Here is a 15356-nt window from a genome sequence, read left to right on the forward strand (position 1 = left end):
CCGCGGTACGTCATCGCCCAGACCGGCCAGGACGCTGCGTACGAAGTCACCGCCCGCGACGTACCGCTCGAGGCGGTGGCCACCACCCTCGGCACGGTCGAGATGGACGGACGCGAGGCCGGGCGCATGAGGGCGGCCGGTGGACGCATACGGGCTGGGTGCAGATCATCACTCCGAGCCGGACGCTGGGCTGGATCTCCGCGGTGTACGTCGGCGGTGGCTCGCACAACACTTCGTTCCCCGGCGCACCGGTCAACCGCCCCGGTGACGCCACCGTGCACTGCGAGTTCATCCGGATCCGCTGTCGACAGCGGGTACCGCAGCCGCTGGTGGGCGCTGGTCGAGCTGCCCGACGGCAGGATCGGCTGGGTGAACAACATCTACATCCTCGCCCGCAGACGACACACCCTCCGCTTCCCCACTGCCCTCTCCCATTCACCCGGGGGGTGAAAGCCGCGCACGCCTGCCCGACCGGGCTCTGGGGGCCGTCTCCTCGTCGAAGAGCCGCTCAGGGGGCCGGGACGGCGGTTTCCATCACTCGGGTACGGGCGGGTGCCGGTACCAGCAGCCGAACCAGGGCCGCTCAGCGGGAACTTGCCGCGGTTCTCAACCGTGTTGACGGGAAAGGGTCACGGACGCGTGGCCGCCTGGTTGCGAAGAGTGATCGACAGTCGGACATGGATGCGAAGGAGACGACATGTTGATGGAGGCGCTGGCGGCGTTGGCAGCGGCGGGTGGTGGCGCTGTGGTGCAGGCCGCGGGGACGGATGCGTGGAACGGGATGCGACAGCGGGTGGGGGAAATCTTCGGCCGCGGTGATGCGGCGCGGATCCCCGCCGAGCTGGAGCGCCTGGACCACACCGCACGCGTTCTGGCGCCGGGCGATACGGACGGCACGGCCCCGCAGCGGCTCCGGGAGGAAGGCGTGTGGGCGGGGCGGTTCGAGGCTCTGCTGGAGGGCCTGGACGACGCAGGGCGGGAACAGGTGGCCGGGCAGCTGCGGGACCTGCTGGCGTTCGTGGCCGCCTCGGCGGGGGACACCGCCGTCGCGACGGGCACGGCGGTGGCCCGTGACGGGGGCAGCGCCGTCACGGGCGTCAAGCACAGCAGCGGCGGCCACCGTGGTCCCGCCCGGGCCGCGCACACCGGGAACGCGGAGGCCACCGGCCCGGGCTCCACCGCCGTCACCGGCATCGTCACCGGATAGTCCCTCCACCCTGCATCGCAGCCGTTCGCAGAATGAACCGAGGGGGATGGCGTGGCCCGCTGGCGGTGGCGCAAGAAGGGATCCGGCGAGGACGCGGCCGCGACGATGCCGGCTGATGTCGCGGACGTTGACCGAGCATCACAGGCGACCACCTGGCAGAACGCGTTCGCCAACGTCGGGGACGCCGACGCCGTGGCCTACCGGACGGGGAACGCCCAGGCCATCGGGGCGGGCGCCATCGCCGTCACCGGCGTCTACAAACCCACCGTACAGCTGCCACCCGAGGCGCTGCGGCCGCCCGCCGAGGTGGATGCCCCGACGGGCCTGAACGACCTGCCTTACCAGCCGGGCCTGTTCGTCGGGCGCGACCGCGAACTCGACCTCCTCGACACCGCGCTCGCCTCCCCCGGCACGGCCTTGGTCCAGGCGGTTGCCGGGCTCGGCGGGATCGGAAAGAGCACCCTGGCCGCGCACTGGGCAGCCACCCGCCTCCACGGCCGCGCGCCCGTCCGGTGGATCACCGCCGACAGTCCCGCCGCCGTGCAGAAGGGCCTGGCGGACCTCGCCACAGCCCTGCAGCCCGTACTCGCGCGCGCCCTGCCGGTCGAGGCACTCGCCGAGTGGGGCCTGCAGTGGCTGGCCAGCCACACCGGCTGGCTGATCGTCCTGGACAACGTCAACGATCCCGCCGATATCGCCCCCCTGATCGCCCGCGCCCCAGGCGGCAGGTTTTTGATCACCAGTCGACTCGCCACCGCGTGGACCGACGCCGCCACCCTCGTCCGCCTCGACATCCTCCTACCGGCCGAGTCCCTGGCTCTGCTCACCCGCATCACCACCGGCCCGCATCCCGCCCGGGACCTGGACGGCGCGGCCGACCTGTGCGAAACCCTCGGCCACCTCCCCCTGGCCATCGAACAGGTCGCCGCCTACCTGGCGCAGAACCCGCTCACCACCCCCCGCGCCTACCTGCACCTCCTCTCCCAGCACCCCGCGCAGATGTACCGCGCCGGCGCGGCCACCACTGCCGCCGGGGCCACCATTGCGCGCGTCTGGAACATCACCCTCGACTGCATCACTCGCATTCAGCCCCACGCCGCCGACCTGCTGCGCACCCTCGCGTGGTACGCCCCTGACCACATCCCCGCCGTCCTGCACCACGCCGGCACGGTCGACCCGCCCGCAGACAGCGCCGCCCTCGGCCTCCTGACCGCCTACAGCATGATCACTCCTGACCCCGCAGCCAACACCCTCGCCATCCACCGGCTCGTCCAGGCCCTCGCACGCACCCCCGACCCCGAGGATCCCCACCGCACCCCGCAACTCATCGACCAAGCCCGCGAACAAGCCACCCAGGGCCTGTACACCAACCTCCCCGAGGCCTGGAACACCCCTGACACCTGGGACACCTGGCGCACTCTGCTCCCGCACATCGACGCGTTCGCCACCCACACCATCAACACCGAAGGCACCATCAATGCCGCCCGCATCCTCAACGAGACGGCACTCTTCCTCGGCAACCAAGGCCAGTCCGGCCCTGCGACCACCTACTTCCAACGCGCCCTCACCGACACCGTGCGGCTCCTGGGCGAGGACCACCGCTACACCCTGACCTACCTCAACAACCTGGCCAGCGCATACGAATGGTCGGGGGACCTGGGACGGGCCATCCCCATGTATGAACAGTCACTCACCGACACCGCGCGGGTCATGGGTGAGGACCACCCCGACACCCTGATCTCCCGCAACAACCTCGCCAGCGCGTACGAATCGGCCGGAGACCTGGAGCGAGCCATCCCCCTGTACGAACAGTCACTCACCGACACCGAGCGGCTTCTGGGCGAGGACCACCCCTCCACGCTGACCTACCGCCACAACCTCGCCTCCACCTACGAATCGGCAGGGGATCCGGAGCGGGCCATTGCCCTGTACGAGCAGACCCTAGTCGATCGGCTCCGTGTCATGGGTGAGGACCACCCCGACACCCTGACCACCAGCAACAACCTCGCCTACACCTACGAAATAGCGGGGGACCTGGAACGGGCCGCTTCCCTGCACGGACTGACTCTCAGCTATCGGGTCCGGGTCCTGGGCGATGACCACCCCGACACCCTGACCAGCCGCAACAACCTCGCCCACACCTACGAATCGGCGCGAGACCTGGAACGGGCCATCCCCCTGTACGAGCAGACCCTGAGCGACACCGTGCGGATCCTGGGCGAGGACCACCCGTTCACCGAAATGCTCCGAGGCAATCTCACCAGGGCCATTGCCGAGCGGGACAACGTCGAGCCGTCATGACCCGGGCCGACCGTCTACGCGGGCAGGTGGACGGGCCGGCCGCCAGCTGTCTGCGCGCCTCGACGCCGCGGCCCACGAAGGCACGCATCTCTCGCGTTGGCGGTGGGGATGATCACGGGGCGAACACCGTGGAGTGGTCGATGAAGCCGAGTCGGCCCAGCGCTCGCAGAACACCGTGTGCCGGCTCGGGGCTGGGCGTCGAGGCGACCGCTGGCCGGCCGGACGCTACGAGCACGGAAAGACCGTGAAGATGATCAAGCTGAGGGGGGATGCGCGTCCCAGTGGGCTTCGGGGCTGCTCCAGTCGAAGTTGTCCAGGTGGGGACTGAGGTGGTTCGGGGCGGTGAGGACGGTTGCGGGGAGGGCGTCGGTGGTGGGGCCGGTGTCGGTGGCCCAGATGCGTACGGTGTTGTGAAACGACACTCTGCGTGGCGATGAAGCGGGGTGACTGCGACACTCTTGTTGTGCACAGGCCGTGTCGGTGTCTGGGTTCTGATGGTTGCTTCGTGTACGACGACACCGTGAGCACGAAGAGCCCACGCATAGCCGGCAAACGGGGCCGCTGGCCACGTGGCTCCATCCTCAGAGGATCAGTTCGTGGAGTCCCATTCGTCTGAGGTCATTGGCCTGGTGTCTGGGTAACACCGTTGGATCTCACTCAGCACCCATGCGTCGGCTGTGCGGACATCCCAACTGGAACTGTCGAACTCCCCAAGGTCACTACGAGTTCGTTGCCCGCATAGCCCTCGAAGTCTCCATCGACCGCCTGCAGATAGGGCGCGTCCATGGCCAGCAATTCAAGGGTGGGGACTCCGGTGCCTGCCGAAGCCTTCATCATCCGAGCGAACGCCGGGTGTGGCTGCTCGTCGAACATCTGAGCCTTCCACGTCAGCCCGAGTCCGTAACTCCATAGTCGGACCACAAGCTCAGCCAGGGTGACGTAGCGGCGATCAGCCGGGCGGCCCGAGCGAAGGGCATCGTCCCGCCAGGCCGCAAAGGTGACCATCTGCGTGGTGGACGGCGTTTCATTCATTGGCTCAGCAACCTGCTTCGATCTCGGAGAGTCGCTACTTCCAGCTCTCCCATTGTCCGAGCTCGCACCATCCAGACGAAGCGGATGAGGTCTCGACCTCGTCCGCGGGATCACAAAGCCAAACAGGGCGCACAGGTGATCGCGCAAGTCGAGCATGACCGCTGGTCCGTTTGGAGAGGTTCCGGCTGATCGTTGCAGGGCAGGTGGAGGTGTCGGTGCTGGTTGTCGACTCGGACGCGCTGCTGGTGGAGCGTCAGCTTCGGCAGGGGCGACTCACTTGCCCGGTCTGGGCGGGGGAGGACTCCGCACCGCACCCCCGCCCACGTTGAGGCGCGGGTATGTGAACTGCGGCAGACACGAAAGCTCGGCCCGGCACGGATCGGCCCCGTGCTGGGACTGCCGGCCTCGACCGTGCACCGGATCCTGACCCGCCACGGCCTGCACCGTCTCACCACCGGCAAGGTGATCCGCCGCTACGAACGTGAGAAGCCCGGCGCACTCGTCCACGTCGACGTGAAGAAGCTCGGCCGTATCCCCGACGGCGGAGGCCACAAGGTCCTGGGCCAGGAGGCCGGCGGAAGAAGAAGACCGGTGTCGGCTTCGACTACGTCCACTCCGCCGTCGACGACTACACAAGGCTCGCCCACAGCGAGATCCACGCCGACGAGAAGGCCGACACCTGCGCGGGCTTCCTCCGCCGGGCCGCCGCCTTCTTCCACGGCCATGGCATCGACCGGGTCGACCGCGTGCTGACCGACAACGCCTGGGCCTACCGCAAGGCCAAAGCCTGGAAGAACGCCCTCTCCGATCTCGGCGCGCCCGGCAAACTCACCCGCGCCTACCGGCCCCAGACCAACGGCAAGGTCGAACGCTTCAACCGCACCCTCCTCGACGAATGGGCCTACCTGAAGCCCTACACCTCAAACGACGAGCGGACAGCAGCCCTGGCAGACTTCCTCCACACCTACAACCACCACCGCTGCCACACCGCACTCGACGGCAAGCCACCCATCAGCCGCGTAAACAACCCTGCGAGCCAATACATCTAGTGCCGTATCAAGCAACGTTCGCCCCGTCCTGACATGTCGTCCGGTTGCTACGACGGGCGGCGCCAGACGCCCAGAATGATCATGTGGCTGAACGCGCGCAGGTCCGGGAAATTGACGACGCCGAGGGCAGGCGGTTACTGCAGATCATCCGCAGGGGCACCGGGTCGGTGGTGACTTGGCGGCGGGCCCAGATGGTGCTGCTGTCAGCGCAGGGGATGCCGGTGGCGAAGATCGCTGAGGTGACGTTCACCAGCGTGGACCGGGTCCGCGACTGATGCGGCACTAGCTCCGGTGTGCTCAGCGATGCAGTTCGACATGTTCGTCGAGGCGGCCTGAAATGCGGCCAAGGGCAGCGGGATGGCGCTCTCGGCGCGGGAACCGGGCAGGGGTTCGGGGGCGTGTGTGCTCCGGTACGTGAGATCGAAAGGGAGGGGTCAGGCACAAATGACGGCATCGAGGGAGGGCAAGGAGCCCGGCTTGGGGTGGTTCGTGACGGGGCCGCTGCTCGCCGTGGCGGGCACTGTGCTGGGAACCGCACTGGCATCGCAAAGGTGGGCGGACTGTGCGCACGGCATGGACGCACCGACCCGTACGGGTTTTGTGATGATCATGCCGTTCGCCTGGATCGGCATGACCCTACTGCTCGGGCTTTTCCAGACCATCTTGGTGGCGGTGCTACCGGATCAGACCGAACCCGAGGTCAAATGGGTGGCCCTGTTCGTGGCGGCCTGTGTGCTGACCCTCCTGTACTCCTTCGGGATGGGTTCCCCGGACATGACGCCGGACGGCTCCTGCGTGCGGTAGCAGTCCACCCTCGTCAAGGGGGCGAACGTTGCCTGACGCGGTACTAGCCGAGCCAGACGATGTCCAGGACGGACAGGTGCCGGAGCGCTCGGTTGGCGAAGTAGGTGACGGACGGGCGGCCGGCGGACGCGATCCGGACGTCTTCGCCTTCGGGGTCGTCGGGGTCCCACTGGCGGAAGCCCGACGGGTCGGCCGCGGCGGCGTCGAGGAGGTCCCAGACCGTCTCTTCGGCGTGCTCGGGGAGTTCGGCGAGGACCTTCGCGGCCGAGGTCGAGAGGCGGACCGCGTACGGTGGCAGGCTCACCGGCGCCGCCGGCCGCGGAGCTCGGCCATGTCCACGAAACCCGCTCTCGTCATGGCCGGAAGCGGTGAACGCGTCGACCGCGGGGCGGAGACGAGTCGGGCCTGCCAGACGTGCACGACCTCGTACGGGGTGTTCAAGGAGAACGTCCGGCGCGACTCCTCCAGCGCGGCCGTCCACTCGCGCTCGAAGGCCGGCACCCACCGCTCGGCGCGACGGTCGGCCCGGAGCTGGACGAGGAGTTCGGCCGGCGCCCCGGGCGCGGGTGCGTACGGGGCGGCGGGGGTGTGGTCGGGCTGGGCGCTCATCAGCTCCTCCTGCGGCGGGGTGCTACCGCCACCGTAGAACGACGGGAACCGAGCCGTGGAGGTTCGGACGGATGCCGCAGCCCGGACCCGTCTGCACCTGGCTTACGGGGCCGGGGTTCGGGTACCCGGCACAGCCGGACCAGCCACTGGTCCACTGGTGCGCCAGGGCGCGCTCGGGTCGGCCATGGTGTCGAGGAGCAGTTCGCACCACGTGACGGCTGCGTTGACCGTCAGGCGGGCATGACGGGCGCCGAGGCCGGAGGGCGCGCTCGCCTGTCCGTGCCCACTGCCGAAGCCCTGGTTGCGCAGCTCGGCCACGCCGACCGCGATGTTGACCGCCCCGGAAAGGATCTTCTTGATCGCCAGCCACCTGTCTGCTGGTGTGATGATGTGAGCGAACGTAAGCCCTACCCCAGCGACTTATCGGACGAGCAGTGGGCGTTGATCGAGCCGGTGATCACCGCGTGGAAGGACCGGCACCGCTCGGTCAGCGGCCACCAGGGCGCCTACGCGATGAGGGAGATCGTGAACGCGATCCTGTACCAGGGCCGGACCGGCTGCCAGTGGGCCTACCTGCCGCACGACCTGCCGCAGAAGAGTGCGACGTATTACTACTTCGCCGCCTGGCGGGATGACGGCACCGACCAGGTCATCCACGAACTCCTACGCTGCCAGGTCCGTGAGCGGGCCCGCCGATTAGAGGACCCGACCCGTCCTGGCCGCGAGCGCGCACGACAACGCTGCGGGCATCACCCTGCTGGACCAGGTCGCCGAGAACGCCGGCGGCACCGTCGAGAAGGCGCTGGTCGACCAGGGTTTCAAGAAGGCAGTGGTCGACCACGGCACCGCACTCGGCGTCGACGTGCAGATCGTCGAACGCAACCCGCAGGACACCGGCTTCGTCCCGCAGCCGAAGCGGTGGAGGGTCGAGCAGACCTACGGGATCCTGATACTGCACCGGCGCCTGGTCCGCGACTACGAGCACCACCCGGCCTCGTCCGCCTCCCGCGTCTACTGGGCCATAACTCAGGTCATGGCCCGCCGCCTTACCGGTGCGAACACCCCGACCTGGCGCGAGGCGCAGGCGGTGGCAGCGTGAACATCGAGCCCCTCTTGGACGCGCTCGGCCTCCAAGAGGACGCCGCCCGGGCCCTGGCCGACGACCTCCGCACCCAGATCGAAGAGCTGCACGGCAGACTGCGGGAAGCCGAGACCCGCCTCGAACACCTGTCGACTACCCGGAAGACCGTCACCGCCCTCGCCGACCGGCTCCCGGCCACCCCGCCGGACCTGCCCGAGCACCCGGACTACCCCCGCATCCTCGCTGCCTTCAACGATGCCACCAGCCCCCTCCGGACCCGCGATGTCTGCGAAGCCCTCGACCACGAACTGCTGCCAAAGAACATAGAGGGCACCCGTGCCAAGCTGAAACGTCTGGTCAAGCTCGATATCCTTACCGAGGTCGATACCGGCAGCTTCACCCGGAAGCAGCAGGCGTCCGGGCACCACGACCGGCAGCTGTGACCACGACCGATCGGCCACCCCGGATCGGCGCCGCCCTTGCTACCAGATCCACATCCCGCCGAGGACAGAAGCCCGACCGCTCTCGTCGACGCCGACCATGTGGGCCGCCTCGGGACCACCGCCTGAATCGGAGTCCAGCGGGATGACGAAGCGGTGCTCTCCGAAGTTCAGGGCGAGAATCCGATCTGGATCCAGTTCATAGCCGTCGACGGTCTTGCCGATGTAGCAGCGCATGAACTCGAGCGACCCCGTTGCGGGAAAGTGCCACTCGCGACCCCCGTACACCCCCGAAGGGTCGCTCAAGGCCCGCAGAATCGGTCCATCGAAGTGCAGCTCGACGTAGTCGCGCACGAAAGACACGGCGCTGACCTCCAAGCCCATCAGCAGCTGGAGTGGGTCGTCCGAGTCGTTCGCAATAGTCACAAGCCCATGCTGCCAGAGGTCTCCGCCCGCCCCGTCACGCGTCCGCCCGCTGGCCGACTCGGAACCGGAACGGCCAACTACCGGTCGACATCACAGCAGCCCCTCCCAGCCTCACCCGGCAACGGACATCAGCTCACGAACCGCCCTCTCAGAGGGCGGTTCGTGAGTCTTTGAGTGGCTCTGCCATCGCCTGATGGTGTGGGTGCGCGGCGGAACCCGCCGGTCCGCAGGCGCTCGCCTGCTGGTGTGATGATGTTCCCAAGACCTACGGGCCTTCGACACGCCAGTGGCATGACCTCGGACGAGTCGCCGAAGGTGGAGAACCGGTTCCCAAGCGAGGCCACGAATGGCTGGACTACGAAAGATGAGAGAAACCATGACCGCCCTTGAGCGACTTCGACACCTCATGCAGCCGTCGAGTATGGGGACCTTCATCGACTGGGACGACATCGCGGTGGCGTACGGCACCCGATTCCCGTCCGATTACAGGAACTTCCTGTCCGTCTACGGCAGCGGTGAAATCGACGGAATGCTGGCCGTCTTCGCTCCGAGCGTGGATCCTCATGCTCCTTCCCGTCACACCTCAAGGCTTCCGGCGGATGTTCTCGACCTGCCGGAGGTCAACGAGTGGAACGAGCCGCTGCACGCCGAGCTCTATAGCCCGGCAGACATCATGGTCTGGGGGGAGACAGCCGAAGCGGACGTACTGGGCTGGATCACGAGCAACCACGAACCCGGCACCTGGCCTGTGGCTGTCTATACGCACGGAGGCGAGTGGACGGTCTACGACTGCACCATGACGGAATTCCTGCTGCAGCTCCTCACTGGAGAATTCGATGGGAACCCGACAGGGCTGACGCGTCTGTACGGAAAGGGTAGCGCGGAGTTCACCACCGGCTGACAGGTCAGGGCACCGGAGTAGGACACTGTCTCCAGAGCTGCTCAGCGGGCGGTTCGTGACTTTTGGGCGACTCTGTCGTCGCCTGATGGTGTGGGTGCAGGGTGGAACCCGCCGATCCGCAGGCACTCGCCTGCTGGTGTGATGATGTGAGTGAACACATGTCCTACCCCAGCGACTTATCCCAGGCGCAATGGGCTCTGATCGAGCCGGTGATCACGGCGTGGAAGGACCGGCACCGCTCGGTCAGCGGTCATCAAGGGGCCTACGCGATGCGGGAGATCGTGAACGCGATCCTCTATCAGGGCCGGACCGGCTGCCAGTGGACCTACCTCCCGCACGACCTGCCGCCGAAGAGCGCGACGTACTACTACTTTGCGGCCTGGCGGGACGACGGAACGGACCAGGTCATCCACGAGCTCCTGCGCTGCCAGGTACGTGAGAAGGCCCGTCGCTTAGAGGACCCGACCCTGGTGGTCCTGGACACCCAGAGTATCCACGCTGCCGCGGGGGTCCCCGCCTCCACGACCGGCCGGGATCCGGCGAAGAGGGTCCCGGGCCGCAAGCGCGGACTGGCCGTGGACGTGCTCGGCCTGGTCATCGCGGTGGTCGTTCTCGCCGCGAGCGCGCACGACAACACCGCGGGCGTCACTTTGCTGGACCAGGTCGCCGAGCACACCGGCGGAAGCGTCAACAAGGCCCTGGTCGACCAGGGCTTCAAGAACCAGGTCACCGCGCACGGAGCCGGCCTGGGCATCGACGTCGAGACCGTGCAACGCAATCCGCAGGAGAAGGGGTTCGTGCCGCAGCCGAAGCGGTGGAGGGTCGAGCAGACCTACGGGATCCTGATACTGCACCGGCGTCTGGTCCGCGACTACGAACACCGCCCGGCCTCGTCCGCCTCCCGGGTCTACTGGGCCATGACCCACGTCATGGCCCGCCGTCTTACCGGCAAGAACACCCCCACATGGCGCGAACGGCAGACGGTGAGCGCGTGAACCTCCAGCCCCTGCTCGACGCGCTCGACATCCAGGAGAACGCCGCCCGGGGCCTGGCCGACGACCGGGCCGCTCAGGCTTGCATCGCTCCGCTGTCTGCCGCCTCTGCCCATGGGTGCAGCCCGGCTCCCTTCACCTTCTCGGCGACGTCCGAGTGGAACGAGCGCGCACCCGCACTCCGGCCGGGCGTGGCCCAACCGAAGCATCGTCCCCAATGAGTAGCGTGAGCGTCGCCGCTGTTCCCCCTGCGCAGGAGTTCGCTTTGGACCGTGACGAGATGATGCGGCTCTTCAACGCCCACCGGACCGCCGAGGCCGCCAGGGATATCCCCGGTGTGCTGGAGACCTTCACCGAGGACTGCTTCCTGGAGACCGTGCCGCTCGGCATGCGCAGTCAGGGAAAGGACAGGACCCGAGTTGCGTACGAGAGCCTGTTCACCGCGTTTCCCGACCTCGCACCCGAGGACACCGGGATCGCCTTCGGAGACGACGTGCTCGTCGTGTGGGGCACCCTGCGCGGCACCAGCCTCGGCCAGTGGCTCGGCATGCGGCCCGGCGGTGGCACCTTCGCCGTGCCATTCACCAATGTCGTGCCGTTCCGGGACGGCCTGATGGCTGGTGAGACCCTCTACTTCGATCTCGCGACCCTGTGCCAGCAAGCAGGCCTCGACCTCGACAGCACCCGCACCGCCGCCACAGCCGACGCCCAGGAGACCCGGCCACCTGACGCACACTGAGAGCCGGGCCCTTCGGGGGCGGACAGGAGTGCGCAGGGCCGTCGGTAGCCGCGCCGCCGATCGGCTCCTGGTTGCGACACGTGTCGGTCCTTCTCCTCGTACAGCGACACCGATCGGAGTCAAACCGTGCGGGGACCGCCTCATGAATGCCCCTGCCACGCGGCCGCCCACACCGTCGGCGCCCATGTCCCCGAACGGATCCGGCTCAGATCCACCGTCGCGTGCTGGAGCGCCCGCGTGCCGGCGTTTGGGGTCTCAGAGTTGCCGGGCTCGGATGACGACGAGCTCTTCCCGCCCGCCGTGTTTCCCCACAGCCACGCTCCCCCTGCTCCGCCGCGCCTGCGCGAAACCTCTACTTCCGGCAGCGGGCCATCCCACGCACCGCGTCAGGCGGCATCCAGCTCGACTGGCGCGGATGGCCAGCAGGACCGCAGGACTTCCAGGCCATGCTGGTGACCTGCCTCAGTACATCCGATACCCCACACACGTTCGAACACCCCAAAAAGAGCTGCACCTCCAGTGCCTCCGGGTACTTCAACGCCATCGATCACGCGCAGAGCCCTGGAACCCGCACAGCCCTTGGCCCGTGCCATGGGTGATGGGCACCGGGACGGGCATGCTGCGGGCCGTGCCTTCGGTCGTGTCCAGCCGGAGGGCGAGCGTGAGGTTGCCGTCAGTGTCCCAGGCGAACATCACGGGCACGTTCCTGAGGCCCTTGGCGATCAGGACGGCCTGGCACTTCTTCACCGCCCGGACGGTCGTTGCGCGGTCGAGCTGGACCGACCTCTCGCAGACCTTGGGGAGGAGCGACTGGTACTTGGGGAGGGACTGACAAGCGGCTCAACCTGCTGCCTGCCCTGGTAGCCCGGGCCGCCCCACGCAGCGGATGACGGCGTTCAAGCAGCAGGCTCGGCATCCGGCCGCTGAACCGGAGCAACACCGCCGCCCGCGTCGTGACTACCCGCCCCCTTCCACGGACGTGATCCAGGCGGGAACATCCTGGTGACGGTGGACGGGGGTGGCAGACCGTGGGGCGTAGACGGGGTGCGTGGGCCGGGTCGGTGGTAACGGGAGGGGCCGCATTGGTGGCGGCTGTGCTGGGGCCGGTGACCAACTACGCCAGTGACGCGGTGCCTGGCTGGGCGGCGCAGGCGTGGGTGATCTGGCCCGTGTTCGCCGTGCTGGTGGTGGTCAGCATCGGGCTGTTGCTGTGGAGCCGGCATCTGGATGCCGCACCAAGGCCCCCGGCGCGGCTGGCACCGGTGAGCCGACTGGTCCGCGGCCAGCAGGCTTCGCTACGCCCCCCGCATGTTCAGCGCGTGCGGGGGCGTGAGGAAGAACTCGCCGTGTTGGCAGGCATGCTTCGGCGGCCACGAGGCCGGTTCGCGGTGCTGTGCGCGGTCGGCGGGATGGGCAAGACAACGGTGGCCGCGCAATTGGCCGCCCAGGCCGAGGCGGCGGGCTGGCGAGTGTTTTGGGTGCGCTGGCGCGACGGCGCCGGGCTGGCGCAGCAGATGGTGGAGACGGCGCTGGCCTGCGGCCTGCCAGAGGCAGAACTGGAGGCCGCGCGAGCGGGGCAGGCGAGCCTGCCGGATGTGGTCTGGCGACAGTTGGGCCGGGTGCGGCGGTGGCTGCTGGTTGTGGACAACGCCGACGAGCCGCACGAGATCGGCCCGGCAGGGGAGCCGGTGGCCGACTATCGCGGCTGGATCCGTCCTCACGGCCGGGGCCTGCTGGTGGTGACCAGCCGGGATGGCAGCGAGCAGACCTGGGGTCCGTGCGCACAGCTGCTGCCACTGGAGCCGCTGCCGGTGCGACCTGCGGGGCAGGTCCTGCTGGACGCTGCTCCCGTGGCCGGCACCGCCGAGCAGGCCCGGGAGCTGGCGGCGCGACTGGGCGGGCTGCCACTGGCGTTGCACGCGGCCGGCACCTATCTGGCCGGACCCACAAGCCGCTACCGCACCTTTGCCGCCTACCGCCAGGCCCTGGAACAGGAACTGCGGTTCTTGGTGGGAGCGGCACACCCGAATGCCTCCAATCCGCAGGTCGCCCGCGCCGTGGTGCGGCACACCTGGGAGGTGTCCTTGGACCAGCTCGCCGGGGAGGGCAACGCTTTGGCCCGCCCCTTGTTGCGACTGCTGGCCCTGCTGGCTCAAGCCCCCGTCCCACTATCCCTGATCACCCCGGACCTGCTATCCGTCGTCACCGGACACGACGTCACCGCGGCGGCCCTGGAGGCCGCGTTCGCCGGCCTGCACCGATACGGTCTCCTCGGCCTGCCCCACTCTCCCGGCAGCACCGGCCCGGCGTCGGGCAGCAGCGAGGGGGCGCAGGTGGTGTTGCATCCCCTGATCCGAGAGATCAACGCTGTCGCCCTCACGGCCGAGACCACCGATCTCGCCGTGTGGCACCGGGCTCTCGCCGAGCGGCTGACCATGGCTGTGCACGAGGCCAACCGGCGCGGGCGCGCCGGTTGGCCTGCAGCCGTGCTCCTCGCCCCCCACGTTCCGCTGCTGCTCGACTACGCGGACCCGCGCACCGCCACGCACCACCGCACCACTCTCAACACCCTGGCGCAGGTGCTGCAGAAGGCTGGCGCTTTCGGTGCGGCGCGCCTGCTGCATGAACGGGTCCTCGAGGTCGAGACCCGCATGCTGGGCCCCGAGCACCCCGATACCTTGACCAGCCGCAACAACCTGGGCAATGCCTTGTTCGGAATGGGAGAGCCGGCCGAGGCGATACGTCTGCTCCGGCAGACCCTGGAGGACCGCGCCCGCATCCTGGGCCCCGAGCACCCCGATACCTCGACCAGCCGCAATGACCTCGCATGCGCTTTGGACGGGACGGGTGAGCATGCCGAGGCGGTGGGTCTGCTGCGGCAGACGCTCAACGACCGTACCCGTGTCCTGGGCCCCGAGCATCCGCATACCCTGGCCAGCCGGGACAGCCTCGGTCTCGCGCTGGACGGGATGGGCGAGCACGCACAAGCAGTGCGCATCCACCGGAGCACCCTGGAGGACCGCATCCGTGTCCTGGGCCCCGAGCACCACCTCACCCTGCTCAGCCGCCACAACCTTGCTAGCGCCCTGACCAGGGCGGATGAGCAGACGGAAGCGATACAGCTGCTGCGGCAGGCGCTCAACGACCACGCCCGCATTCTGGGCGACGAGCATCCGCACACGCTGGCCAGCCGGGACAGCCTCGGTCTCGCGCTGGACGGAATGGGCGAGCACGCACAAGCAGTGCGCATCCACCGGAGCACCCTGGAGGACCGCACACGCATCCTGAGCCCCGAGCACCCGGATACCCTAGCCAGTCGCCACAACCTCGCTCTCGCTTTGACACGTGCAGGTGAGCAAGCCGAGGCGATAGACCTGCTGCGCCGAACCCTCGATGACCGCGTCCGCATCCTGGGCGACGAGCACACACATACCTTGAGCACCCGCAACGCGCTGGAGACAGCGCTAGCCATGTCCACCCAACGGCCACAGAGCCGGTGGTGGCACTGGCTGCGGCGCAGGAACGTCGCAGCCAGTGGCCGTTGAGGAGCCCTGTATCCCCGAACCGCCGCCAAGCGACATGTAGCACTCTGTTTCTTGGTGTGTCCGGCCGCGCCGCGGCCGCGAGGGCGGCCACCTCGCGCAGAGCCCCACCCGCCGCCGCGGCCAGCTGCCGCTCCCGCCCCGTCGCCGTGGTCGTGGTCGTGGTCGTGACGGTCGCACCTGACCATCATGCTGCCCCCTTCCCGTCGGCGTGTTAAAAGAACCCACCGCCC

Annotated in this window: 15 protein-coding genes and 3 pseudogenes; 11 read left to right on the forward strand and 7 right to left on the reverse strand. The window is 68.6% G+C overall.

Annotation, left to right across the window (positions count from 1 at the left end):
- Positions 1-697 precede the first annotated feature (697 nt).
- Both OHA91_RS00650 and OHA91_RS00655 read left to right on the forward strand, forming a co-directional pair.
- Complete coding sequence (locus OHA91_RS00650; protein WP_266496757.1) at positions 698-1207, forward strand: hypothetical protein; 510 nt, start codon at positions 698-700, stop codon at positions 1205-1207.
- A gap of 51 nt (positions 1208-1258) precedes the next feature.
- Positions 1259-3508: a tetratricopeptide repeat protein gene (locus OHA91_RS00655; RefSeq protein WP_328738273.1), complete on the forward strand. Its 2250-nt coding sequence runs from the start codon at positions 1259-1261 to the stop codon at positions 3506-3508.
- Between the two features lie 254 nt (positions 3509-3762).
- Here the strand turns inward: OHA91_RS00655 and OHA91_RS00660 are convergent, their stop codons facing one another.
- Complete coding sequence (locus OHA91_RS00660) at positions 3763-3930, reverse strand: hypothetical protein (RefSeq protein WP_266496753.1); 168 nt, start codon at positions 3928-3930, stop codon at positions 3763-3765.
- Positions 3931-4165: 235 nt separating this feature from the next.
- Positions 4166-4540, reverse strand: a complete 375-nt coding sequence (locus tag OHA91_RS00665; RefSeq protein ID WP_266496751.1) for a hypothetical protein — start codon at positions 4538-4540, stop codon at positions 4166-4168.
- 300 nt (positions 4541-4840) lie between these two features.
- Between OHA91_RS00665 and OHA91_RS00670 the strand changes: the two are divergent.
- The 3 genes and pseudogenes from OHA91_RS00670 to OHA91_RS00680 all read left to right on the forward strand — a co-directional run.
- A pseudogene (locus OHA91_RS00670) lies at positions 4841-5589 on the forward strand (IS481 family transposase); the annotation flags it as partial.
- An 83-nt stretch (positions 5590-5672) separates the two neighbouring features.
- Positions 5673-5861: pseudogene (locus tag OHA91_RS00675) on the forward strand (IS630 family transposase); the annotation flags it as partial.
- Between the two features lie 205 nt (positions 5862-6066).
- Positions 6067-6393, forward strand: coding sequence for a hypothetical protein (locus OHA91_RS00680; protein ID WP_157854744.1), 327 nt, complete (start codon positions 6067-6069; stop codon positions 6391-6393).
- 43 nt (positions 6394-6436) lie between these two features.
- On the opposite strand, the gene OHA91_RS00685 is transcribed toward OHA91_RS00680, so the two are convergent.
- From OHA91_RS00685 to OHA91_RS00695, 3 genes are all read right to left on the reverse strand, one after another.
- Entirely contained in the window at positions 6437-6697 is a 261-nt protein-coding gene (locus OHA91_RS00685; protein ID WP_266496745.1) for a hypothetical protein, read from the reverse strand.
- Positions 6694-7002 carry a DUF6247 family protein gene (locus OHA91_RS00690; protein ID WP_328738274.1) on the reverse strand — a complete coding sequence of 103 codons (309 nt, stop codon included), beginning with the start codon at positions 7000-7002 and terminating at the stop codon, positions 6694-6696. The genes OHA91_RS00685 and OHA91_RS00690 overlap by 4 nt, the downstream gene beginning before the upstream one ends.
- Before the next feature lie 102 nt (positions 7003-7104).
- Complete coding sequence (locus OHA91_RS00695; RefSeq protein WP_328741038.1) at positions 7105-7392, reverse strand: abortive infection family protein; 288 nt, start codon at positions 7390-7392, stop codon at positions 7105-7107.
- Between OHA91_RS00695 and OHA91_RS00700 the strand changes: the two are divergent.
- Together OHA91_RS00700 and OHA91_RS00705 are read left to right on the forward strand one after the other, a co-directional pair.
- Positions 7393-8101: pseudogene (locus OHA91_RS00700) on the forward strand (transposase).
- Positions 8098-8526, forward strand: coding sequence for a hypothetical protein (locus OHA91_RS00705; RefSeq protein ID WP_328738275.1), 429 nt, complete (start codon positions 8098-8100; stop codon positions 8524-8526). Before OHA91_RS00700 ends, OHA91_RS00705 begins: the two are co-directional and overlap by 4 nt.
- Positions 8527-8565: 39 nt before the next feature.
- Here OHA91_RS00705 and OHA91_RS00710 read toward each other — a convergent pair whose 3' ends face one another.
- Complete coding sequence (locus tag OHA91_RS00710; protein ID WP_328738276.1) at positions 8566-8949, reverse strand: hypothetical protein; 384 nt, start codon at positions 8947-8949, stop codon at positions 8566-8568.
- Between the two features lie 376 nt (positions 8950-9325).
- Here OHA91_RS00710 and OHA91_RS00715 point away from each other — a divergent pair, with 376 nt between their 5' ends.
- The 3 genes from OHA91_RS00715 to OHA91_RS00725 all read left to right on the forward strand — a co-directional run bounded on the left by OHA91_RS00715 (position 9326) and on the right by OHA91_RS00725 (position 11581).
- Positions 9326-9850 (forward strand): SMI1/KNR4 family protein, encoded by a 525-nt coding sequence (locus OHA91_RS00715; protein ID WP_328738277.1) that lies wholly within the window; start codon positions 9326-9328, stop codon positions 9848-9850.
- A gap of 146 nt (positions 9851-9996) precedes the next feature.
- Positions 9997-10845, forward strand: a complete 849-nt coding sequence (locus tag OHA91_RS00720) for an IS5 family transposase (RefSeq protein ID WP_328738278.1) — start codon at positions 9997-9999, stop codon at positions 10843-10845.
- A 262-nt stretch (positions 10846-11107) separates the two neighbouring features.
- Positions 11108-11581 carry an ester cyclase gene (locus OHA91_RS00725; protein ID WP_266496729.1) on the forward strand — a complete coding sequence of 158 codons (474 nt, stop codon included), beginning with the start codon at positions 11108-11110 and terminating at the stop codon, positions 11579-11581.
- Positions 11582-12115: 534 nt separating this feature from the next.
- On the opposite strand, the gene OHA91_RS00730 is transcribed toward OHA91_RS00725, so the two are convergent.
- On the reverse strand, positions 12116-12328 hold the full coding sequence (locus OHA91_RS00730; protein ID WP_328738279.1) for a hypothetical protein: 213 nt from the start codon (positions 12326-12328) through the stop codon (positions 12116-12118).
- A gap of 359 nt (positions 12329-12687) precedes the next feature.
- On the opposite strand from OHA91_RS00730, the gene fxsT reads away from it, so the two are divergent.
- Positions 12688-15126: an FxSxx-COOH system tetratricopeptide repeat protein gene (gene fxsT / locus OHA91_RS00735; protein WP_328738280.1), complete on the forward strand. Its 2439-nt coding sequence runs from the start codon at positions 12688-12690 to the stop codon at positions 15124-15126.
- Positions 15127-15356: the final 230 nt, after the last annotated feature.

It is taken from the genome of Streptomyces erythrochromogenes (assembly GCF_036170895.1).
In the GTDB taxonomy this organism is placed as follows: domain Bacteria; phylum Actinomycetota; class Actinomycetes; order Streptomycetales; family Streptomycetaceae; genus Streptomyces; species Streptomyces erythrochromogenes.